The sequence below is a fragment of the Photobacterium kagoshimensis genome (assembly GCF_050337045.1).
GTDB classification, from domain to species: Bacteria; Pseudomonadota; Gammaproteobacteria; order Enterobacterales; family Vibrionaceae; genus Photobacterium; species Photobacterium kagoshimensis.
In genome coordinates, this window is record NZ_JAKJSO010000010.1 from 82525 (window position 1) to 103450 (window position 20926).

Below are 20926 nucleotides of genomic sequence, written 5' to 3' on the forward strand. Positions count from 1 at the left end.
GCATATAAATATATGCCTCTTTATGTACCCTTTAACTCTATTTAATATTTATTTATGCAATTAACGTCGATTCGCCATTCTTTTATATTGATGACGTCGTCCACGTAGGGTTAACCCTAATTGCATAATATTTTCAGGGGGTGCAATGCCACTATAACCACCATCACCAATATGAACAATATCAGCACCAGCGGCTTTGCATGCCATAGCAACTTGCTCGATGTAGGTTTGCGATGCTCCCTCTTGTGACGTGCCAATCGCTAACATGCCTAACATACCGCTATTATGCACTGCATCCATCATAGCTTTTGCCATGTCTGCACTGACTCCTGGTGTGGTATAAGGCGCTGGGAACATCATGACATCAGCACCTGCTTCTGCAAATTGGCTCACTATATGAAGGTTATAGTCATTTCCTACCCCGCCAGCATGCATTTTCCCTGCAATGATGATGATATCTTTCGAAACATTGCGCACTAAAGCAATCGCATCCAAAATGGTTTCCTGCGTCACTGCATTACCCGGGTTCCCTGTTAGCATTACGTAATCTAACCCGAGTTCAATCGCTTTTTCGACAGTTTCTTTGGTGACCGTTCGACCAATATCAACATGCGTTACATCACTTGGCACTGGCTCTAAGTTACAACCAATTAAACGCCCGGTTGCGGCTTTTACTTGTGAAATCGTCATGACTTCATCGGGATTTTCAGACAAGACCTTAATCGCAGGTTTCATTACATCAAGGCAATTTAGTGTAATCATATCTGCGCCAAAGGCTGCCGCAATCTCTGCGCCTGAAACCATATCTATGGGTGGTGTTATCGCAACAACATTTTCCACCATAACGGTGCGGCCTTCTGAGTTTCGAATACTCTCTACTAATTGCTGACGAGAGGCTGTTTCAAAATCATGGGCGGTATAATCAAATATTCGCTTCTGCATAGCTGTCATTCCTTTGAGCTTCTAATTGCGTTAATTTATGTTGAACTGCCACCATCTCTTCAGCTAAGTCTCGGCAAAGCATAGTGGTCATAATATGATCTTGAATATGGGTCAAAATTAAAGTCATCTTGACTTTACCTGCCCCTTCATCAAAACCGATCAACGCAGTCTGTGTTTTATGGACTGCGACTAGGGCTTGGTCGCTATCTTTTAATAGACGTAGTGCTTTTTCATTATCACCCTGCCGAGCGACTTGCATAGCTTCCATGCAGGCAGCACGCGCTTCACCTACTTGGCACAATAAGGTCATCAAGAATTCTTCGCTAATGTCTTCACTGCCCTGAATTACCATATCCATTAACTTGCCTCCGTAGGTACAAGATCTTCCGCGCTATCTGCTGCTGCATTCATGGCTTTTTCTTCAGCTAACAGCTGCTTTTCATGCACTTTTAAGAATGGATAAAACACTAAGCTACTCACTATGATGCTACTTAATACCACTAAAGCAGCTGTACCCGAGTTCGTCGCAATAATTGCTCCGATAGGTGCTGGCATTGTCCAAGGTGGAATCGCAATAATTTTTGCTACAAAGCCCGTTTTAAAGGCCAGCCAAACAATCGTGGTATTGAGTGTTGGTGCTAATAGCCAAGGGATGAAGTAGATAGGGTTCATAACAATCGGCGTACCAAAAATAACAGGTTCATTAATATTAAAGGTGCCCGGGATTATCGACATTTTACCGATTGTTTTTAGTTGAGTTGCTTTAGAACGCATCATCAAGAGCACTAACCCCCATGTCCCTCCGGCCCCACCAACAAAGATGAAGAAGTCCATAACAGGGTTAATAAATATCGCTGGTAATGGTTGTCCAGCAGCCAAAGCATCTTGGTTTAAGCCAAGGTTGATCAATAGCATAGGACCAATAATGCCACCCACAACCGAACCACCATGAATCCCGCTAAACCATAAGAGTTGCACGATCAACACAGCAATCAAACAAGCGATATAACTGTCAGATGCTAAGACTAAGGGTTGAAATAGCTGCATGATTGCAGACGGGATTTTTAGATCGTATTGACCTAAAAACACATTAATTCCCATAACAATAAATGAAATAAAGACGATAGGAATAAGCAGATCAAACGAGGCCGATATCTTAGGTGGCACGGCTTCAGGCATCGTAATACGTATGTTGTACTTGATCAGCAAGCGCTGCATTTCAGGCACTAATAGACCACATAAAATAGCAGTAAATGCACCAGTCCCCCCTAAAAATGCGCCGGGTAAAACACCCCCGACGTCCTTCACATTGATCATAGGAGCAACTGCAAGTAAGAATGCAAAAATTGAGAGCATGCCTGAGTTCATTGCGCGTAGTTTATAAGATTCAGCAAGGCTAAACCCAATACCAAACGCGGCGTATAAAGCGAAGATCCCCATACTAAGCTGAAATGGGGTCATGATATTTTCTTTGCCAATCAGCTGAATTAATCCATGCCAACCATCAAAAAAGAAATTACCTTCTGATGGTGGGAAAGCCAGCACCAGTAATAATGATCCAACAATCAGAAATGGCATGGTTGCAACAAAGCCATCTTTAATTGCATTCACATGCCTTTGAGCGGATATTCGCCCTGCAACCGGAGCAACAACATTTTCGATAAAATTAAGGACTCGATCAAATATAGCCATTGTGCTACCCCTCCGTGACGGTATGTGCGTGATACAAACTCACAGCCTGCGCAAGGACAGCGTCACCTTTTAGCAAGCCATAATTCATCATGTCGATCAGACCGCATCCCTTTCCTTGCTCATTAGCGATACGTTTAAATTCTTCGTATTTAAATTTAACTTGTGGCGCCACTAAACACACATCGCTCCACTTGATGCACTCTTCAAATTCTGAAATGGAATGCGCAGAAATCTCGCATACTAAGCCTTTTTCTTTTGCCGCTTGCTCCATCCTACTCACGAGCATGCTGGTCGACATGCCAGCAGCACAACATAAAAATATTTTCATACTGTCTCTCCTTAGATAGTCACAATTTGGTCGTCACGATTTGATATTCAATACCGTCAAACTAATCATGTTACTTATCAATGAAACCGGTTACTGAAACCGGTTTCATTTATACTAAGAGAAGCAGTTAAGCGCATGCTTATTTGCTAATAATTGCCAAGCCAGTCAATCTATTTAAATGCAACGAAGTGTGTACCAAGCGTCGATTTGAGAGGGTGAGCATCTTTAGAAGAATAGCGAAGGTGATCAATAGGCTGTGTCCTCATAACATTTATGAAAAAGCAGCCTATTGAGTATCAAAGAGGTAGATGTAGCGAGTAAACGGTATTACGGCGAAACAGCTTGGGTTGAATCTCGAATAATGAGTTGGCCACGCATAATGTCTGATTCAAACGTTTCTTTCTTTTCGACCAACTGCTGAGCAACCAACATAGCTTGTGCCATCACTTCCTGAATTGGGACATCAACTGTGGTCAGTGAGGGGGTGACAAACGGACTACAGGGATCATTATCTATGCTTACGATAGAGATATCACGTGGGATCTGTATACCATGCTCGTTCAGCGCTTTTATACAGCCAATCGCAATATCATCTGAAGCAATCACCATGGATGACGGTAAGTTCCCGCTTTCTACTATCTTTTTACCTGCTTGATAGCCTTCAATATAACCAAATTCAGACGTACTAAACTGAGCCGAGATCCTTAGTTCAGCTCGATGATTGATAGCATCTTGAAAGCCGGTCAGCCGAGAGTGAGATGTTGGGGTAATAGGCTTTGGTCCTAAGTACATCATAGAACGGTGACCAAGTTGAATAAGGTGCTCCACGGCCATCTCTACCGCGTGTTTTTGATCAAATGCGATGGAATAACCCGCGTCATCAGGTAATTCACGGCCCACGTTCACCAAAGGAATATCAATAGACTGATTAAGTGCGATGATTTGCTCAGATGTTAACTGACGGCTATACAATACAATGACATCGCATTTTTTTTCCACCAGCGAATGCACTGCTTTTAATTCAGATTCTGCGTGATTATGCCCATCTGCAATTAATAATTGCTTTCCCATTAAATCGGCACTAACAGAGGCTTGCTTTAATAAGATGCCAAAGTAACTACCGGTGAAATCAGAAAGCACTAAACCAACACTATTACCACTTTTCGTTGCTAAGGCTTGCGCCACAGAACTGGGTTTATAGTTAAGTTCGGACATAACCTGTCTAACCAATAAACGGGTACTTTCTTTAACTTGCCCAGTCCCATTAATCACCCGTGATACCGTTGCTTTTGATACACCAGCAATGCGAGATACATCAGAAATTGTTGCCATTCATCCCTCGGCATAACATTCAAAACTACATCTTGTTCAGCTAAGAAAGATACCAGATTTCAATATCTTTAACAGCGCAACACCACACGTTAATCCATAATAACAACATGTTTGAACAATTTACGCTTAAATAAAATACTATGGCTGCAATAACTGATTTAGATGAATTACTACAAACAATGTCACCCAAAGTACAAGCTGGCAGCTATGTATTTTGTACCGTCAACGGAATGCTAAAGGATTACCTTGCCCTCGATCCTATTGCTTTTTTTCATGAAGATGAAGGGATCACACTGGTACTTAACAAGCAAGTCGCACAAAGAGCTGATTTAGCGTTTGATGGCGTATTTAAGTTAATTACATTAACGGTTCATTCTAGCTTAGAAGCTGTTGGCTTAACCGCTGCTGTAGCGAGTAAATTAGCCTCTTATGGTGTCAGTGCCAATGTGATTGCGGCCTATTATCATGACCATATTTTTATCCAAGAAGAGAAAGTGAATATCGCTATGTCAGCACTGGCAGAATTTTCTGACTAGCCGTTAATACGTAACTTCACCCTGCGATCCACACTTGCATCGCAAGGTGAAATATATTGCCCCTATTAGCACTTTTTCCTTTTCGCCAGACCAACTCCTAATGTATTGTGCGCGGGTGAAAAGTATCCCTTCGATACACATCACGTTTCTTGCTCTGTAACCGAACACTTTCCTTCTACCTTTTAACCTAACTAGGTATGACGCCTTCTAGGCATTACAGAGACACACTTTTTACCATTTATCTTAACTATTAGCGGTATCCATCTTGAACACCACCTATAAATACACACTTGCTGGCTGTATGGCCATTTTATTGTGGAGCACAAATGTTGCTTTCATTCGAAATGTGACCGAACAATTAGGCCCCATAGGTGGGGCAGCAATAATATATACCGTCAGTGCAACGCTACTGGCTATTTTTATTGGTTTACCCAACCTTAAACGCTTTTCTATTAAATACTTAATATTAGGTGGCGCGCTATTTGTCTCGTACGAAATGTGTTTGGCGCTAGCGCTAGGGATGGCAAATGATCGCCATCAAGCCGTTGAAATGGGTGTCATTAACTACTTGTGGCCAAGCCTCACTGTACTGCTTGCCGTATTAGCCAGTAAAAAGTCGGTTAACCCAGCTCTTTACCCTGCGATGGCGCTTTCATTTTTTGGAGTTGCTTGGACAGTAAGTGGTGAGGACGGTTTATCAATCACTCAACTAACAACAAATATCGCTTCAAACCCTATTAGCTACTGTTTGGCTTTTGTTGGGGCATTTTTGTGGGCAACCTATTGCAACCTCACTAAACGCTTAGCAAAAGGTGAAAATGCGATCACTTGGTTCTTCATTGGCACCGCCATCGCACTATGGATCAAATACGCTTTTAGCAATGAACCAGCGTTAACGTTTTCGATAGACGCAAGCATAGATTTGGTGCTTGCCGCGACAGCAATGGGCGCAGGCTATGCACTTTGGAATATTGCCATCATTAACGGCAATATGGTGATGTTAGCCACTATGTCTTATTTCACCCCTATTTTTTCGACTTTCTTTTCGGCGATGCTACTTGATCTCGAACTCACTGCGACCTTCTGGCAAGGGGTTGTCATGGTAACGATTGCATCTTTAACATGCTGGGCTTTAACGAGAAAAAGGTAGCGACCCTCCCTTCAACTCTGATTAACCCCCAATAAACAAACATTTATTGGGGGTACTTTATATTAAATAGACGCCAAGACTGCATCGATCGTATCAACAACCTGCTGTGCTTTTGCTTCATTAAGCGCATCAGGATGAGGTTGGCTAAACTGACCAATATCGTTGTCAAAATACAGGCCGAATGCACCTGCAAAATCGCCCGATAGCGCGGCACGACAAAGAATATCAGCACCTATGGTTAGATCCCCACCTGCGACACCGTAAGCATCTTTTACCATTTTGCTACCAAGCATAGACGCAGGGTTAACCGAGACAATCATAGGTCCTGTCTCTTTCAGCGCTAATCCCATCACGCGAGACCACATGGTTAAAGCTAATTTACTTTGTGCGTACGCTGCACCATCAGAAAGTTGACCATTACCCGCCAATGCAGATACATCCACTGGTGATTGCGCTGCTGACGACAGGTTAACAACACGGCTTTCTACTCCTAACAAAGGCATCAAATGTTTAGTTAACAAATAAGGAGCGATTGTATTCACCGCAAAACGTACGTCTAACCCATCAGCAGTTTCTCGCTGTGGCGTGGTAAATACACCTGCATTATTAATCACGACATCGATGGCTGAGTGTTTTTGGGCAATATCATTAGCCAGTTGAACAACATCACTCATTACAGACAAATCAGCAACAAAGCTTTCTATTACCGCATCAGCGCCAGCCTCTTGACGAAGATTGGCTAACATAGTTTCCGCTGTAGCTAACTTAGCTTGGTTACGCCCATGCAATAAAACCTGATGCCCTTGAGCAACCAACTTTTTAGCCGTTTCTAAGCCAATGCCATCCGTTGCCCCTGTTACCAGAATTTTTTTTGTCATGGTGTACTCCCAACTTGAATAAATGCTACAGAACCCTGTATCAATGAGTTATCAGCATACTGCTAATTACCCTCCGTGATAATTAGCGGCTGATCAAAAACAGTTTTAATCAAACATTGATAATCCATGTACGCCAATATTTATTACCACGCTTAATAGTTAAAGCACCAACCCATTAGTCAAGCTTCAAGGTGCTTACTCCCCCTATTCTAGCTGCTCCCTTAAACTTGGCTTCATTCCTGTTCCAGACCAATTTAAGGTAGCCCCATGAAAAAGACTTTTTTATCTCTAACTCTAGCAACACTTATGGTTTCAAGCCTTGCCAACGCAGTTCCATCAGAAGGTAAGGTTCGCGCCGATATGGGTATTACAGAATCAAACCTACTTGCAGCGGATCAAAACCGTTATACCTACAAAAACATGCAAGAGTTTATGAAAACCAAAAACATCGACGCTGGTGCTATGGCGCCAATCATCTTAGAAAGTGCCAAGGCTCAGTTAGGCAGCGTTGAATTTACGCACAACGGCAAAAAGATGGACTTACAAACAATGCTCAAAGAGCATCGAGCTGATGCATTTATTGTACTGAAAGATGGCAAAGTGGCACATGAACAATACTTTGATGGCCAAACCGAACGTACAAAGCACCAAATGATGAGTGTAACCAAATCGTTCACTGGTATTTTAGCTGCAACTTTGATTGCAGAGGGAAAACTAGATCGCGACGCACTTGTGGGAACCATTGTGCCTGAACTAAAAGGTTCAGCCTACGCCGATGCAACAGTGGGACAAGTCATGGACATGACAAACAACGTGAAATATTCAGAGGCTTATGAAAATCCGAACGCTGAAGTGTTTCAACACATGAAGACATTTGGCTTTGCGCCAATGGAAGACGGTTACAATGGCCCAAAGACTATTCATGAGTTCTTAAAGACACTTGAAAAAGTAGGTGATCGGCCACACGGTGAAGAATTTCATTACATTTCAGCAAATACAGATGTCGTGGCATGGATACTTGAAAAAGTAGAAGGCAAGTCATTCAATCAAATCATGTCAGAACGTATTTGGTCTAAAATTGGTGCCGAGCGTGACGCTTTCGTTATTGTTGACGAAGAAGGCATCTCACTGGCATCTGGCGGCTTAAATGCAACCGCACGTGACCTAGCAAAATTTGGCCAGTTACTGGCAGATCAAGGTAAGAACCTCCATGGGGAACAGATACTACCGGCTTCGGCTATTGCATCAACTCAAGCTGGTGGCAGCCCAGTGAAATTTGAAAAAGGCGGTTACAGCTATGATGGCGCCACCTTAGAAGGTTGGAGCTACCGCAACCAATTTTGGCACACTAATAACGAGAACCAAGCATACACGGCATTGGGAATTTTCGGACAGTGGATCTACGTTGACCCAACAGAAAATGTTGTGGTCATTCGTCAAGCAAGCATGCCAACTTCGATTGATGACGCTAAAGATGCTGAGATGATCAGTGCTATTAACGCGATTATTAGTAAGCTTAAATAAGCTGATTTAGATTAAAAAATAAGGCGAGCCGCATGACTCGCCTATTTTGTACATCCCTCACCCTAACGCTCTCTTAGCGCGACTGAGTCATCCATATTACTTTCACTGCCTCGCTTCATAGCGACCAAATAGAAGGCGTACTGATTGGGGGGAACGCCATACACACTAATCGATTTAGTTACTGATTATCCAAATCTCGAATTTTCTTGGCAGGAATACCACCATACAGCGTATCTGGCGGAACATCTTTATTCACCACAGAACCTGAAGCAATCACTGAACGCGCCCCTATCGTCACCCCTTGGTTAATCACAACATTGCCACCAATCCATACATCATCTTCGATTTTGATCGGTTTGCTGTGTGTTTCCCATGCCCGACGCTCACGATAATCTAAACTATGGCTGGCCGTATAAAACTGGGCGCTAGGACCAATAAGTACATTATTACCAATTTCTATCGGTGCATTATCAAGCATAGTGACGCCCATATTCAAAAAAGTCCCGGCGCCTATAGAAATCGTTTTACCGAACTCACAATGAAACGGTGGGCAAATCAGCGTTTTCTCGCCAATACTTGCGAGAAGCTGTTGCCACAGATGTTCAGCATGCCCAACGGGGACTTTGTTAATCTCTTGCTGGAGCGCAAACGAACGATTTCTGATCTCGGCAATTTCTGGATCGAGCCCATTAAAATTCGATCCTTGCACCATTTTTTCAAATTCAGTCATCTTCATACTCCACACTTACTTTTTATTCAGTTTTTTATTCTGCTTTCTTTGTTGGATCTTGTTTGCCCACAAGGTTCTTGATGTGCGCAAGCTCACTTTGGCAAACAATCTAACCATCACCGTTTAGCTTGCGCCAAACTTTAAAATATGTGGCCTTAAATAAAGGTGAACAGGCTCGCACATTCCCAAAAGCATAATAAACCACCCTATCAATAGCCGACTTATTGAGCACAACTGAATGCAAGCTCGATTGTGAACCACTCAAAATGCAATAACTTAACATTATCATATTAATAAAAAACCATAATTTAAGTTTATCCCTTATCACCATTAAGATTGCTCTATCGAATGAGGTTTAGGTAGCTCGTCACATCCCTACCGCTCAGTGCTAACTCACACTTACAAAGGTCGTATATGAAATTTTTACACACCATGATCCGCGTTGTTGACCTAGAAAAATCAATCGCCTTTTACACCAAAGTACTTGGAATGAAAGAGCTTGATCGTTCTGACAATCCAGAATATCGCTACACGCTTGTATTTGTTGGGTATGAAGAAAATGGCACGACCATAGAGTTAACCCATAACTGGGACACTGACCAATATGAAATGGGCAATGCCTTTGGTCACTTAGCGCTCGGTGTCGACGATATTTATCTCGCCTGCGACAAGATTAAATCCTTAGGTGGCAAGGTCACCCGAGAGCCCGGCCCAGTGAAAGGTGGCACAACCCATATCGCTTTCATTACCGATCCTGATGGCTACCAAATCGAATTGATTCAACTAGGTTAATTTTCTGAGGAAGAACACATGAAAAATGCATTATTTCAACCTATTCAGCTAGGCACACTTTCTCTTAAAAACCGAATTGTCATGCCTCCAATGACGCGCTCTCGTGCCAGCCAGCCAAGCAACGCAGCCAACGAACTTATGGCGACTTACTACGCCCAACGCGCCTCAGCAGGGCTTATTGTTGCTGAAGGCACACAAATTTCAGCCATGGGGCAAGGCTATGCTTGGACACCGGGGATCTACACAGCAGAGCAAATTGCAGGCTGGAAAAAAGTAACTGACGCCGTTCACCAACAAGGCGGTGCTATTTTTGCCCAACTTTGGCACGTAGGTCGCGTAACCCACCCTGACAACATTGGTGGAGAACAACCAATTTCATCTTCAGCATTAAAAGCTGAAAACGTAAAAGTGTTTATCGACAATGGTACGGATGAGCCAGGGTTTGTTGATGTGGTTGAACCGCGAGAGATGACGAAAGCTGACATTAACATGGTGATAGAGCAATACCGTCAAGCCGCCCTCAATGCGATTGAAGCAGGCTTTGATGGCATTGAGCTTCATGCAGCGAACGGTTACCTAATAAACCAATTTATTGATTCTGAAGCCAACAACCGTACCGACGAATACGGTGGCTCGATTGAAAATCGCTTACGTTTCTTAGGCGAAGTGGTTGCCGCTATGGTCGATGCCATTGGCGCTGATCGTGTTGGTGTGCGTTTAGCACCATTCACTTCATTAAATGGCACCGTTGATGCGACCCCTGTAGACACTTATACCGCAGCTGCCGCTTTACTAAACACATACAAAATTGTCTATCTTCACATTGCAGAAGTCGACTGGGACGATGCACCAGACACACCACAAGGCTTCAAACAAGCGGTACGTGATGCTTACCAAGGCGTCATTATTTATGCCGGTCGCTACGATAGCAAACGTGCAGAGCAAGCCATTAAAGACGGTGTGGCTGATATGGTTGGTTTTGGTCGTCCATTTGTGGCGAACCCAGATCTGCCAAGCCGTATTGAACAAGGTCATCCACTCGCACAACACGACCCAAGTACTTTATTTGGCGGTGACGAAAAAGGGTTAACCGATTACCCAACTTATGCGCAATATCGACTGGCTATCTAGCCTTCTTATATGCATTACGCTAGACCAGAAATCAGATCATAAGTAATAGAACTAATAGCAACCTCAACAATGGTCAGGTTGCTATTTTGATACCTCAATCCATTCGCCGTTTAGCGACAAGCCTTGGATTATCCGTTAAAATTCATAGCAATTAGAATAACAGGCTGTATTGATATGAAAATTTCCGTTGATGGTGGTTCATTTAAGGTCGCAATTGAGACTGAATACGAAGGTTTGGTTGTTGAAGCCACACAGATCTTCCATGAGACGCGTGAGCAAGCAAAATCCAATGACAAAGCAATCCTACGCTTTCTACAGATTATTTTGGAACACCGTGAAAGCGATGATGCGATTGGCTATTCAGTATTAGGCTTACTGGGCTGGTATAACGAAGTGATCGATCCGGTGCAAGACCAAGATATCGAGTTAAATCTACCTAAAATATTGCCACATTTGATCAATCCAGCGGGCGATTTAACGGCAACCAGTGACAATGAAAGCAATACATTTAAGCACTAAGGCTTTTATATATTAAGACTTTGTGTACTAAAAATTAAGCGCTCTAACTCTAGGCGCTTAATTGACTCTATTTTGCCCTCTCGATTACATAGCGATGGTTTTATTTATTCCAACCTCCGCAACAAAATCTCTGTCATGGCTCACTAAGATAAAGGCTCCTTTATACTCATTCAGTGCTGCGGATAAAATCTGCTTTGATTCGATATCTAAATGGTTATCGGGTTCATCTAACAGCAGTAATGGCGAATGCGCAGCATGGCTAACAATAAGCATAGCCAGCTTCATTTTCTCCCCCCCACTCAAACATTCAAGCTTGCGATACACGGCATCGCGTCGAAAACCGATTCCCGCCAATAAAATTCGGGCATCACTTTCTGTTAAACCATCACAGTGTTTGAGTAAGCTCTCAAGTAAAGTGTTTTCGTGCTCAAGCAAGCCAAAATGTTGATCGAGATAGACAGTGTCAACATTCAATTTAACCGAACCTGTATAGTCAGAATGTACGCCTTGGATTGCTTTCAACAAGGTTGATTTACCGCAACCATTATCACCTTGCAGATAACAGCGTTCAGCATGCGACAAAGTGAATGACAATGAATTCCCACGCCCATACTTCAATCGGCACTTTTCAATATTCAATAATGACCTTTTCTTTACCACCGAAGATTGTTGCAGGTACAAAGTCTGCGGTTTGAGCTGCTCCCTTTGTTTTTTCAGTGCTTGTAGCTTATCGAGGTTTCGCTCTTGCTGGTTCTGTTGATTGATCACAGCAGCAGATCGGCTTTGCCCAGCTTTGTCTTTCATGGCATCGAGTAAAATCTTGGGCTGACTACCTGTTTTCCTCAGCTTATTTCCATGCGCTTCACGCTGTTGTGCTTTCTCTTTGCTGGCTTGTGCCTGACGCTCTAATCGTTTTTGTTCAGCGCTAAGGTACGAGATTTTTTTATCTAAGGCCTCAGATTTGGCCGATGATTGCGCCAAGAAAACATCATAGTTCCCTTTAAAATAACCTAACCCTAAGCCTGTTAATTGATAAATAGCATCAACATGCCGGAGTAAGTCTCGATCATGACTGATAAGCAGCACTTGCCCGTCAAATTGGTCAAGTTGCTCAATCAACCATGCCCGACCTTGGCTATCTAGGTGGTTAGAGGGCTCATCGAGTAACAAAATATCTGCGTCTGATTGAAACAAGAGATACAGCTGTAACAGTGCTAATTGTCCACCACTTAAAGCATGGCAATAGTCATCAAGGCGGGCATCAATCCGCAATGCTTTTAGCACGCTAAGCGTTTGCGCTTCTATATCCCAATCGTCACCAATCAGGTCAAAGTCGCGTTGTTCACAACTTCCCTGCTCAATAGCTCGTAACGCTATCAGCTTTTCTTTGATTCCCAGATAATCAGCAATCTGTTGTTTGCTCGCTAACAAATCTGACGGTAACTGGGAATAATGCGCGATTTTCGCCTGACATGTCACCTTCCCTAAAGTAGGGCTTGTTTCGCCCAATAATAGCGATAGAAATACAGATTTACCGACGCCATTTCGCCCTACCATCCCAGTAAGGCGGTCAGTGAGGCTAAAGTTAATATCGCGAAATAACCACTCGCCCGTATCGAACTGAAATGACAATTTGTGTGTAAATAATGCAGGCATAAAAATACCTCCCTTTACGTTTTAAACTGTAAAAGGGGCTTGGTCGTTACTTAAGTACGATCGTCGAAGAACAGGTAAACCGTTCTTTAATGACAATAGTGATATTTTCTGCAAGATAGAGATGACGAAGTAACGCCCACTAACCCCGAGTGTCCAAATGATTTGAGATTTATTGGATGTCAGGAAGTTAGTACTTCATTATGGCGTTAAATCCTATTGAGGTGATGGCATCAATTCTATCTTCATCTCAAGTGAAGCGTCAACTCAACCACAGAGATAAAAATTGATGTAACTCTTACTACATAATGAACACTTTGAAATGAAAAAAGCACCACATTGTGGCGCTTTACTCAATAAGCAGCTATTCAATTAAACCAATTGACACTTTATTTACCGCTCATTACAGCTTGGTCCAAGCATCTTGCCAATACAGGCTATCCGCTGGGGCATACGATGCACTGGCGCACCATGCTGTATATGGCCACGGCTTACATTCGTAAACACCGTTATCTGCACCAAGCACTTTGTCACCCGCTTGGTAACTCACACCCGCTTGATATGGTGGGTAATCACCAGAAGGTGGGGTTACTGTACCTTCTTCTTTCACGGTAAATGGCGCGGTAAACACCACCGTTTCACCGTCTGCGGTTGTACCCACGACGTCTAATGTGTAGCGCCCTGCATCAGCGTTAAAGATATCAAGCGTGATCGCTTTGGAATCAACAAGGTTTACTTTCGCTTGATTCATTACAACGCCTGCACTGTTAGATGCCATCACGGTGACATCAAGTGCTTCATTCGCAGTTAGCGTTAGCGACAAACGCACTTCCCCATTCACAGCCATATACTCAGAGGCAAGACCTGCGATATTAAGTTCAGCATCGGGATCGGGCGTTTCACCACCACATGTGTTGTCGGACACTTTTTTCCACACGCCCCACTCACCAGTTGTGCCTGGTTCATCACCACGCGTCCACCAGCCCGCTTCCCAAGTCGCACCATTATGCGAAACTTGATCACCTTCTACGTAGGTTGTGGCTGCATTCCATTCATTTGCACAGCTACTGCCGTCACTCACAACAACTTTACGCTCAGCACGCACCGTTTGGTTGGCGCTATCAGTCACCGAATATTGAAGCGTGTAGCTACCTGCACGGTTTGTATCAACAGCCCCTGTTACGCGGATCTGATTGGTCAATTCACCGTCTTCCGCATCCGTTGCTGTGACATTGGCTAAAGGATCAAACGTTGCACCAATCATTACATTGGTATCTTTCACGCCGTTCAATACCGGCTTTTGGCTATAAACTTCAATACTGCGCGCTTTGACGGTTTCGTTGTCATCGCTGTCTTGTACTCGGTAAGTTAAGACGTATGTCCCAAGCTGACGTACATCGACACTGCCCTCAACAACGATTGAACCTGTTAGGTCACCGTCTTCTTTATCAAACGCCGTAACATTCGCTAATTCATTAAACATCTCACCATACAACACGCGAGTATTCTCTACCCCTTTAAAAACAGGTTCGCCTTCTGCTGGTGGCGGTGGTGTTTGACCATGTACGAATGGGCCATAGTTGTTAATGAACGTCTCACTGTAGGCTTGGCCTGACGCATTGGTGCCCATATCCCAGTTCACCGACCATGTCATCACACCGCGTAATGGTTGTCCTTGCTTGTTCAAGCGCTCAAATGCATCGTAGAGATCTTGTGGATCTTGTACATAGCCTGTTGCGGCAGCATCAATGCTTGATGGAATACCAAATACCAGTTTACTACTAGGGATTTTATGGAAGCCACGCGTCCCATTGGCGAGTGAATCTGAAATATAGTAAATAAATTCTTCTTTTAACGCATCGTTGTTTTGAGCAATCCAGCCAACGCCTTCAACCCAAATCCCATCGCCACCTTGGTTATAAAACTGCGGGTTAATCCAGTCGTAGTAACCTTCAAGGCTCTCTATGTATGGCACGTATTTACCGCCCGAAGTTAAGTATGGAAACTCAGGTGCCATGGTAATCAGGAAGTTTTTACCCTGCGCTTTATAGTGATCTTTTACAATGCGTAACGCGGCAGGGATAACTGTTTGGTTATCTGCAGCAGTAACGGCAGCCTGCTCTAGGTCGATATCTAAACCATCAAAGCCATAAGCGTCCGTCACACGGATAATTTCTTCTGCGAACGCTTGTTCGTCTCCAGCTTTTAATTCAACGTGTGCATCTGCACCGCCTAACGCGATAAGCACAGAACGACCTTGCTTGTTCAATTCACCGATCTGCTCGGTAAACTGTTGCTCGGATAGACCTATGGTTGGATCTAAACGGAACGTCGGAATACGACCTTCAGCAACATCGAACACTTTCATAAATGAAACATTCACCACGTTGTACATTGGATTTACTGCTTCCAATGTTACACACGGTGCGTTACCGCCTTTATAACCAGCGCCATCACACCAGTTGTGCCAGTAACCAACGACCACACCCGCTTCCGGGTTAACCATTTTTGCGCTATCAGCGTATGCTGCGCCAGAAAAAGCAACGATACCTAAAGATATTGCGAGTTGGAGTGCATTACGTTTTAACATCTCTATTTCCACAAAAGTCGCTGTGGTTATCACAGCCATGACACTTATTTTAGTCATCAAATTTTGTGTTTAGGTATAGAAATTTCTACTTCAATGTACTGTTTTTTATAAGATTGAGATCTTCTGTCACATTTTAAAAACTAACTATATTTAAAAATTGACGATTTCACCAATATACCCATTAAGTCAAAAATGAAATTTAAAATCCTTAAATAACAATAGAATAACCGACAAAATAAGCTTAAATCACATGCGTTTGGTTAATGCTATTACTAGGTGCCATAATACGAAGTAAAACGACAAATGCGGTTACTTACTGATGCGTAGATTTGACTAAGTGCAGTCTGAAAAATTAGGCGAGGTCAGTAGCAATGCTGCAGTATAGAAATAAGTAGGAAGGAAATATCATAATTCACTCCCCCTCGAGTTGAGGAGGAGCTTAATCGCGTCTTGCATTAATCACGCTTTAAAGGCCGAATAACCGATTCTAAGCCTTCAATCTTAAACTCTAATGCCAGCGCCAGCAGTGTACCCAGCTCACCTTCAGGGAAGCCCTGCTTGCGAAACCACAGTAAATATTCTTCTGGTAAATCAATAAGCACGCGACCACTGTACTTACCAAACGGCATCTTCATGTTCGCGAGCTTTACCAAGTGTTCTTTCTGAAACATAGTTCAAACCTGTATTAACTTGGTGTAGATAATACCAAGGTTATTGGTCGCTATCTAATGGCTCTTGGTTATTTTTAAAATGCAGCGAAACATAAACAGGTACACTCGGTACTATGGTATTAAGTTTGGCGATTTCACGTAATGCCTCTACCCCTTCATCAAGCTTAAATTTGGCTGCATCAACCACCACAGGCTGAAGTGAATTAGCAAGAAGATCGCCATTTTCAAGCTTGGTGATCTGCAAGTTTGTTTCTAGCGTTTGCTGCTGACCGTGAAGCTCTAGGGTAAACAACACTGGGAGCATAAGAGTTTGACCAACCTGCATCGCTTCTAGCTGTTTACTATCAAGCTGAGCATCCAAAATTGCGCTAGGAAACAAATCGGTATTAAACAACATGGTGCGCATACGCTCATCACGAATATCAATATTAGTATCGACACTCGCTAAACTAATCACAACATGCGCTTTTCCCGAATCTGACAGTGTGCCTTGGAGTGCAGAAAAAGAATGGTTTTCGATAACACTTGCGTTTTTAACCGATAAAAAATTTATCGATGAACTGTCATTCTCTAACATCCAATCCGCGAGTGCCGCAGGTGCATTAACCATCGCGAGTGCAACCAATAGCGCTTTAGCTTTAAACATTCATTTTCCCTTACAATGAGTTGTGATGATTAAAACTATAGATGATTTATTGGGTGAGCAGCGTAACACCGCAGAGCACTCCCCACCGTAAGCATCCAGCTGCATATTGCTATTTGTGACTACAACAAAAGAATACTAGCCAAACATCCAGTACTGTATAAAAAACAATCACACTGGAGTATTTAAAATGCAAATTGATGGACATCACACTTTAACTTATGTTGTTGCTAGAATGGCTGGTATGGAACATACCAATGCAGAAAAACTAGCATACTGCGCACAATATGTAGATGAAGCAACAAACTCGGAGCCTATAAGATTCCAAAATGGTGCAATGTTCAATCGAATATCATCCGCTCATAAAATGCTGGACTATAGAAATGGAAATGAACTCGCTAACCACTTAGCATGGATCCCATTTCATTTTTTGCCTGGAAACGATGGTCTGAAGAGCGGCTCGATACCGAATGGTGGTTTTATTGAGCGTTTAGTCTGTAAACCAGATAGCCCTGTTGCTCGAGATATGCTCCGTTCAGTCAGTAAATATCGTCAAACCCCACTTAGTCTATATATTATGGGAATTGCTCTACATGTGTATGCCGATACATTTTCTCACCAAGGGTTCGCTGGTGTTAGCCATAAAATTAATGATGTGAAAAATATTGAATCTGACGAAGATGAAAGCTTACTAGATAGAGTTAGGGATAACATTCTGAACTGGAGCGTGTCATCAGTATCACCACTCGGCCATGGGCCTGCACTTTCTTTTCCAGACCGTCCATACATTACTTGGACTTACGAAGATGGAGAAGGTAACACTATCAAGAGAGATAACACTCAAGACTTCTTAAAAGCAGCCAACCAAATGTACAAAGTCATTAAATGTTACCTTGAAGAAGATGAATCAATGAATATTGATAGTCAAGATGACATGCCTCCAGAAAAATTAAAACTTATTGAAAACGCATTGAAACAGTTCAAAGATGAGAATGGAGAAGAGCGACACAAACAATGGTTAAAGTGGATATCGCAAGGAAAGTTTAATTTTGATCCTGTTGAGCTGAAATTTTTAGCTCACGGAAAAGGTAGTTGGAAAGAAATTGCACGAGGAAAAGCTGTTGCTTCACCAATGTCTAGTGATCTAATTACTTATCACTACGACGAAAGCTTTATAACATCTGACTGGAAATATTTTCACGATGCACTCAAAACATATAGGCTAGACATTATAAGAGATGTGCTTCCTAAGTATGGTATTTGTGTCGCCTAACAAGCTAATTTCATTAATCTCTATCGAATCAGCTTAATTTGACTGATTCGATAGCTAACAAAAACCACCCGTAGGTGGTTTCATTTAGCGTAGCGTTAACGGTAATGCTTACGATGCTTTTTGCAGGGGCTGTTCAATCAGCTCTTCGACAATTTTCTTTAATAAGAAAGTTTCACGCTCTATCGACATGCCTTTCTTATCACTATTGGCCATGGTGTCTTCGTTATGCGCAATCGCTTCGAAAATATTCATCCAAACAGGCTTCATGCCATTTTTGATTTCGTAATCTTCAAACTTAGTTTCACCCAACTCTGCATCAATCGTACACACGTAGCAGTAAGATTCCATGTGAACAATGTCATGCTCTGGCTTATACCAAGGACGGTATTCTTCATACATACCGAATTCACGAATATCCCGAATATTTTGCGCGCCTGTTTCTTCTTCAAGTTCACGGATCAGGCCTTCAACCAGATCTTCGCCCTCATCGACCCCGCCCCCCGGTAAGGTGTAGTCATGGTAACGCTCGGTGTAAAGCATCAGAATATTGTCACCATCAAGAATGATCCCTCTCGCAGCACGGCGATGAAACACCGATCCTGCTAATTCAGTTAAATCAGGATGTGTAGAGGATTTTAATAATCGCATAGTGATGGCACTCAATAAAAAACGAAGGCGACATTGTAATGATTTTTCACGTCGATGCCAGAGGCACACCAAACCTTAGTACGCATCTGACAGCATATTATTATGTCGATCAACATAGAATAACCGTCCAAACAGAACAAAAACATTCATTGTTTCAATTTAAATCTTGTTGCTATAGTTAGCACTACTTTCATTCATAAAAATATTTACCTTTCAATAAACCTCTTTCATTACAATGAACAATATCACTATAAATCATACCTTTAATACCATGCGAAAGAGCGACAGTTTGGTACCTTTCTCGGTAAAAAAAATAGATTTAGTTAAATACATCTCATAATATACAAAAAAAACGACGCTCTTAGATTGTATTTATCGATAAACAATATAAGATGTTAAACATATAGGAGAGCATTATGAAACCATTTGAAACTCTAGCTGGGTTATCTGTAACTTTTTCTCACTTTCTACAAAACAAAGTTCAAGCAGAAGTGGTACGTCGCCACCCTGAACTGAATGTAGAACGTCTTGCGTTACTGATTGAACTCGATTACGAAGACGGACTTCGCCCTAGTGTCCTTGCGCGTCGCATGGGTCGTTCTAAAGGTACTATCAGTAGTATCCTTCGTCACTCTACAAAACATGGTTTGGTTGCAACAACACCTGATGAGCTTAATAAAAATGCAAAACGTATTTTCATTACTCAAAAAGGTAAGGTTATTCATGATGAGCTTTCTGTCGTTTTAACTGAAATGTTAGAAGAAAGCGTTCAGGATATTCCTCTTGAGCAACAAGCAGAAATGAAAAAAGCTTTCATTACCTGTATCAAGCGCCTGAATCCTATTTGGAGCGAAGAAGAGTGGCTAGACTAAGCCTAACCCGCTGATGTTTCTACAAACTCTTGAACCATACTTGTAAAGGCTTCCTTCAATAGGAAGCTTTTTTATTGGGCAAAGAAAAACCCGAGAAACTTTCGCTTCTCAGGTTTATTTGTAACATTCAGTTTATCTGTTTTTATAACGCTAACTGCCAACGCTTCAGTGGCGCTTTGCTGTCAATGCCCGCTCTACCCCAACGATCAACACTGTCAATCACTAGAACACGTTCCACATTAGGTACTAGCGATTTTAGCTGCGCACTCATTTTACGGGTTGTCAGTACCCATAATGTTTCATCTTCTTCCAACGCTGATTTCAGGTTCGCTTTATCAGTATCTGTCCACTCCAGTTCAGGTGTCGTTAAACGATCCACGACAAACAGCTGGTTACCCGATGCAAAATCTTCAAGCTCGGTGGATAATAAAATAACTGAATCAATATCAGCTTCAATAAGCTGCTGTTGCTGCTGGTTTATCAACTGGCGCACATTCACCATTAGCGACTGCTGGTTTTTATTAATTACTGCGGCTTGCTCTGGCCACACACGTTGTAAATCATCGCTCACAATCGCAGCCATACGGCTCAAGTTCGAAGGGTTAAGCCATACAAACGGTGATAGTGAACCATCATCTAAACGCAAAGCCGCAACCCCTGTCGCACGCGGTGATATCGCTTGAGATGCATCCACTTCAATAATATTAATGTTACCTTGGCGAGCATGAACATACAGAGGATCCGCTGCCCACACCGCGCCTAAGGTTAATGCTACCGTCGCATCTTTTGCCGCTTTCTCAGTCGCCTCTTCCCCTTGGCTATTAAACCAATTCGGTAAGCGTGAAACACCATAACGTTTAGGTGGCAAATACTCGGTCGTTAGCGCAGTACCTTTGGTTAGCTCTGTTGCCAGCATATAGGTTACAGGCGTAGCTGTGAGAATATCTTTTGCGAGTGCCGTTGTACTTGATAACGCCATCGCTAACGCAGTGATAGATAGAACACTTTTAGTAGATAATGAT

The 20926-nt window shown here is 42.7% G+C and carries 21 protein-coding genes; 8 read left to right on the top strand and 13 right to left on the bottom strand.

The features are described from left to right. Positions 1-60: 60 nt before the first annotated feature. The 5 genes from L4C35_RS06030 to L4C35_RS06050 form a co-directional block, all read right to left on the bottom strand. Positions 61-942, bottom strand: a complete 882-nt coding sequence (locus L4C35_RS06030) for a DUF7916 family protein (RefSeq protein WP_428462034.1) — start codon at positions 940-942, stop codon at positions 61-63. Further along, positions 923-1300, bottom strand: a complete 378-nt coding sequence (locus L4C35_RS06035; protein ID WP_428462035.1) for a PTS lactose/cellobiose transporter subunit IIA — start codon at positions 1298-1300, stop codon at positions 923-925. The genes L4C35_RS06030 and L4C35_RS06035 overlap by 20 nt, the downstream gene beginning before the upstream one ends. Continuing rightward, positions 1300-2634 carry a PTS sugar transporter subunit IIC gene (locus L4C35_RS06040; protein WP_428462036.1) on the bottom strand — a complete coding sequence of 445 codons (1335 nt, stop codon included), beginning with the start codon at positions 2632-2634 and terminating at the stop codon, positions 1300-1302. The genes L4C35_RS06035 and L4C35_RS06040 overlap by 1 nt, the downstream gene beginning before the upstream one ends. A 4-nt stretch (positions 2635-2638) precedes the next feature. Further along, on the bottom strand, positions 2639-2962 hold the full coding sequence (locus L4C35_RS06045) for a PTS sugar transporter subunit IIB (RefSeq protein WP_048898987.1): 324 nt from the start codon (positions 2960-2962) through the stop codon (positions 2639-2641). 327 nt (positions 2963-3289) lie between these two features. Then, positions 3290-4294: a LacI family DNA-binding transcriptional regulator gene (locus L4C35_RS06050; RefSeq protein WP_428462037.1), complete on the bottom strand. Its 1005-nt coding sequence runs from the start codon at positions 4292-4294 to the stop codon at positions 3290-3292. Between the two features lie 140 nt (positions 4295-4434). Here L4C35_RS06050 and L4C35_RS06055 point away from each other — a divergent pair, with 140 nt between their 5' ends. Together L4C35_RS06055 and yddG are read left to right on the top strand one after the other, a co-directional pair. Next, complete coding sequence (locus L4C35_RS06055) at positions 4435-4830, top strand: ACT domain-containing protein (RefSeq protein WP_428462038.1); 396 nt, start codon at positions 4435-4437, stop codon at positions 4828-4830. Between the two features lie 265 nt (positions 4831-5095). Continuing rightward, entirely contained in the window at positions 5096-5980 is an 885-nt protein-coding gene (gene yddG / locus L4C35_RS06060; protein ID WP_428462039.1) for an aromatic amino acid DMT transporter YddG, read from the top strand. Positions 5981-6042: 62 nt separating this feature from the next. Here the strand turns inward: yddG and L4C35_RS06065 are convergent, their stop codons facing one another. After that, complete coding sequence (locus L4C35_RS06065) at positions 6043-6858, bottom strand: SDR family NAD(P)-dependent oxidoreductase (protein ID WP_428462040.1); 816 nt, start codon at positions 6856-6858, stop codon at positions 6043-6045. A 267-nt stretch (positions 6859-7125) separates the two neighbouring features. On the opposite strand from L4C35_RS06065, the gene L4C35_RS06070 reads away from it, so the two are divergent. Next, positions 7126-8382 carry a serine hydrolase domain-containing protein gene (locus tag L4C35_RS06070; protein WP_371702997.1) on the top strand — a complete coding sequence of 419 codons (1257 nt, stop codon included), beginning with the start codon at positions 7126-7128 and terminating at the stop codon, positions 8380-8382. Positions 8383-8560: 178 nt separating this feature from the next. Here L4C35_RS06070 and L4C35_RS06075 read toward each other — a convergent pair whose 3' ends face one another. Beyond that, entirely contained in the window at positions 8561-9112 is a 552-nt protein-coding gene (locus L4C35_RS06075) for a sugar O-acetyltransferase (RefSeq protein ID WP_048898982.1), read from the bottom strand. A gap of 414 nt (positions 9113-9526) precedes the next feature. Between L4C35_RS06075 and gloA the strand changes: the two genes are divergently transcribed. The 3 genes from gloA (at position 9527) to L4C35_RS06090 (ending at position 11554) form a co-directional block, all read left to right on the top strand. After that, on the top strand, positions 9527-9904 hold the full coding sequence (gene gloA / locus L4C35_RS06080; RefSeq protein WP_048898981.1) for a lactoylglutathione lyase: 378 nt from the start codon (positions 9527-9529) through the stop codon (positions 9902-9904). Positions 9905-9922: 18 nt separating this feature from the next. Continuing rightward, positions 9923-11035: an alkene reductase gene (locus tag L4C35_RS06085; protein ID WP_428462041.1), complete on the top strand. Its 1113-nt coding sequence runs from the start codon at positions 9923-9925 to the stop codon at positions 11033-11035. Positions 11036-11209: 174 nt separating this feature from the next. Further along, positions 11210-11554 (top strand): hypothetical protein, encoded by a 345-nt coding sequence (locus tag L4C35_RS06090; RefSeq protein WP_048898980.1) that lies wholly within the window; start codon positions 11210-11212, stop codon positions 11552-11554. 84 nt (positions 11555-11638) lie between these two features. On the opposite strand, the gene L4C35_RS06095 is transcribed toward L4C35_RS06090, so the two are convergent. The 4 genes from L4C35_RS06095 to L4C35_RS06110 form a co-directional block, all read right to left on the bottom strand. Continuing rightward, complete coding sequence (locus L4C35_RS06095) at positions 11639-13210, bottom strand: ATP-binding cassette domain-containing protein (RefSeq protein WP_428462042.1); 1572 nt, start codon at positions 13208-13210, stop codon at positions 11639-11641. 400 nt (positions 13211-13610) lie between these two features. Next, positions 13611-15797 carry an immunoglobulin-like domain-containing protein gene (locus tag L4C35_RS06100; RefSeq protein WP_428462043.1) on the bottom strand — a complete coding sequence of 729 codons (2187 nt, stop codon included), beginning with the start codon at positions 15795-15797 and terminating at the stop codon, positions 13611-13613. Between the two features lie 455 nt (positions 15798-16252). Beyond that, positions 16253-16468 (bottom strand): DUF3820 family protein, encoded by a 216-nt coding sequence (locus L4C35_RS06105; RefSeq protein ID WP_428462044.1) that lies wholly within the window; start codon positions 16466-16468, stop codon positions 16253-16255. 40 nt (positions 16469-16508) lie between these two features. Next, positions 16509-17114, bottom strand: a complete 606-nt coding sequence (locus tag L4C35_RS06110; protein ID WP_428462045.1) for a YceI family protein — start codon at positions 17112-17114, stop codon at positions 16509-16511. A gap of 187 nt (positions 17115-17301) precedes the next feature. Between L4C35_RS06110 and L4C35_RS06115 the strand changes: the two genes are divergently transcribed. After that, positions 17302-18384, top strand: coding sequence for a DUF6765 family protein (locus L4C35_RS06115; protein ID WP_428462046.1), 1083 nt, complete (start codon positions 17302-17304; stop codon positions 18382-18384). Positions 18385-18492: 108 nt separating this feature from the next. Here L4C35_RS06115 and L4C35_RS06120 read toward each other — a convergent pair whose 3' ends face one another. After that, complete coding sequence (locus L4C35_RS06120) at positions 18493-19032, bottom strand: NUDIX hydrolase (protein WP_428462047.1); 540 nt, start codon at positions 19030-19032, stop codon at positions 18493-18495. 416 nt (positions 19033-19448) lie between these two features. Between L4C35_RS06120 and L4C35_RS06125 the strand changes: the two genes are divergently transcribed. Further along, positions 19449-19904 (top strand): MarR family winged helix-turn-helix transcriptional regulator, encoded by a 456-nt coding sequence (locus tag L4C35_RS06125; protein ID WP_428462048.1) that lies wholly within the window; start codon positions 19449-19451, stop codon positions 19902-19904. Positions 19905-20046: 142 nt separating this feature from the next. On the opposite strand, the gene L4C35_RS06130 is transcribed toward L4C35_RS06125, so the two are convergent. Further along, entirely contained in the window at positions 20047-20883 is an 837-nt protein-coding gene (locus tag L4C35_RS06130) for a metal ABC transporter solute-binding protein, Zn/Mn family (protein WP_428462333.1), read from the bottom strand. Positions 20884-20926 lie beyond the last annotated feature (43 nt).

Excerpts from the sequence above, each read along its gene's own strand:
- L4C35_RS06030 (WP_428462034.1), bottom strand. The coding sequence starts at position 942 with ATGCAGAAGCGAATATTTGATTATACCGCCCATGATTTTGAAACAGCC.
- L4C35_RS06035 (WP_428462035.1), bottom strand. The coding sequence starts at position 1,300 with ATGGATATGGTAATTCAGGGCAGTGAAGACATTAGCGAAGAATTCTTG.
- L4C35_RS06040 (WP_428462036.1), bottom strand. The coding sequence starts at position 2,634 with ATGGCTATATTTGATCGAGTCCTTAATTTTATCGAAAATGTTGTTGCT.
- L4C35_RS06045 (WP_048898987.1), bottom strand. The coding sequence starts at position 2,962 with ATGAAAATATTTTTATGTTGTGCTGCTGGCATGTCGACCAGCATGCTC.
- L4C35_RS06050 (WP_428462037.1), bottom strand. The coding sequence starts at position 4,294 with ATGGCAACAATTTCTGATGTATCTCGCATTGCTGGTGTATCAAAAGCA.
- L4C35_RS06055 (WP_428462038.1), top strand. The coding sequence starts at position 4,435 with ATGGCTGCAATAACTGATTTAGATGAATTACTACAAACAATGTCACCC.
- L4C35_RS06065 (WP_428462040.1), bottom strand. The coding sequence starts at position 6,858 with ATGACAAAAAAAATTCTGGTAACAGGGGCAACGGATGGCATTGGCTTA.
- L4C35_RS06070 (WP_371702997.1), top strand. The coding sequence starts at position 7,126 with ATGAAAAAGACTTTTTTATCTCTAACTCTAGCAACACTTATGGTTTCA.
- L4C35_RS06075 (WP_048898982.1), bottom strand. The coding sequence starts at position 9,112 with ATGACTGAATTTGAAAAAATGGTGCAAGGATCGAATTTTAATGGGCTC.
- gloA (WP_048898981.1), top strand. The coding sequence starts at position 9,527 with ATGAAATTTTTACACACCATGATCCGCGTTGTTGACCTAGAAAAATCA.
- L4C35_RS06085 (WP_428462041.1), top strand. The coding sequence starts at position 9,923 with ATGAAAAATGCATTATTTCAACCTATTCAGCTAGGCACACTTTCTCTT.
- L4C35_RS06090 (WP_048898980.1), top strand. The coding sequence starts at position 11,210 with ATGAAAATTTCCGTTGATGGTGGTTCATTTAAGGTCGCAATTGAGACT.
- L4C35_RS06095 (WP_428462042.1), bottom strand. The coding sequence starts at position 13,210 with ATGCCTGCATTATTTACACACAAATTGTCATTTCAGTTCGATACGGGC.
- L4C35_RS06100 (WP_428462043.1), bottom strand. The coding sequence starts at position 15,797 with ATGTTAAAACGTAATGCACTCCAACTCGCAATATCTTTAGGTATCGTT.
- L4C35_RS06105 (WP_428462044.1), bottom strand. The coding sequence starts at position 16,468 with ATGTTTCAGAAAGAACACTTGGTAAAGCTCGCGAACATGAAGATGCCG.
- L4C35_RS06110 (WP_428462045.1), bottom strand. The coding sequence starts at position 17,114 with ATGTTTAAAGCTAAAGCGCTATTGGTTGCACTCGCGATGGTTAATGCA.
- L4C35_RS06115 (WP_428462046.1), top strand. The coding sequence starts at position 17,302 with ATGCAAATTGATGGACATCACACTTTAACTTATGTTGTTGCTAGAATG.
- L4C35_RS06120 (WP_428462047.1), bottom strand. The coding sequence starts at position 19,032 with ATGCGATTATTAAAATCCTCTACACATCCTGATTTAACTGAATTAGCA.
- L4C35_RS06125 (WP_428462048.1), top strand. The coding sequence starts at position 19,449 with ATGAAACCATTTGAAACTCTAGCTGGGTTATCTGTAACTTTTTCTCAC.
- L4C35_RS06130 (WP_428462333.1), bottom strand. The coding sequence starts at position 20,883 with ATGGCGTTATCAAGTACAACGGCACTCGCAAAAGATATTCTCACAGCT.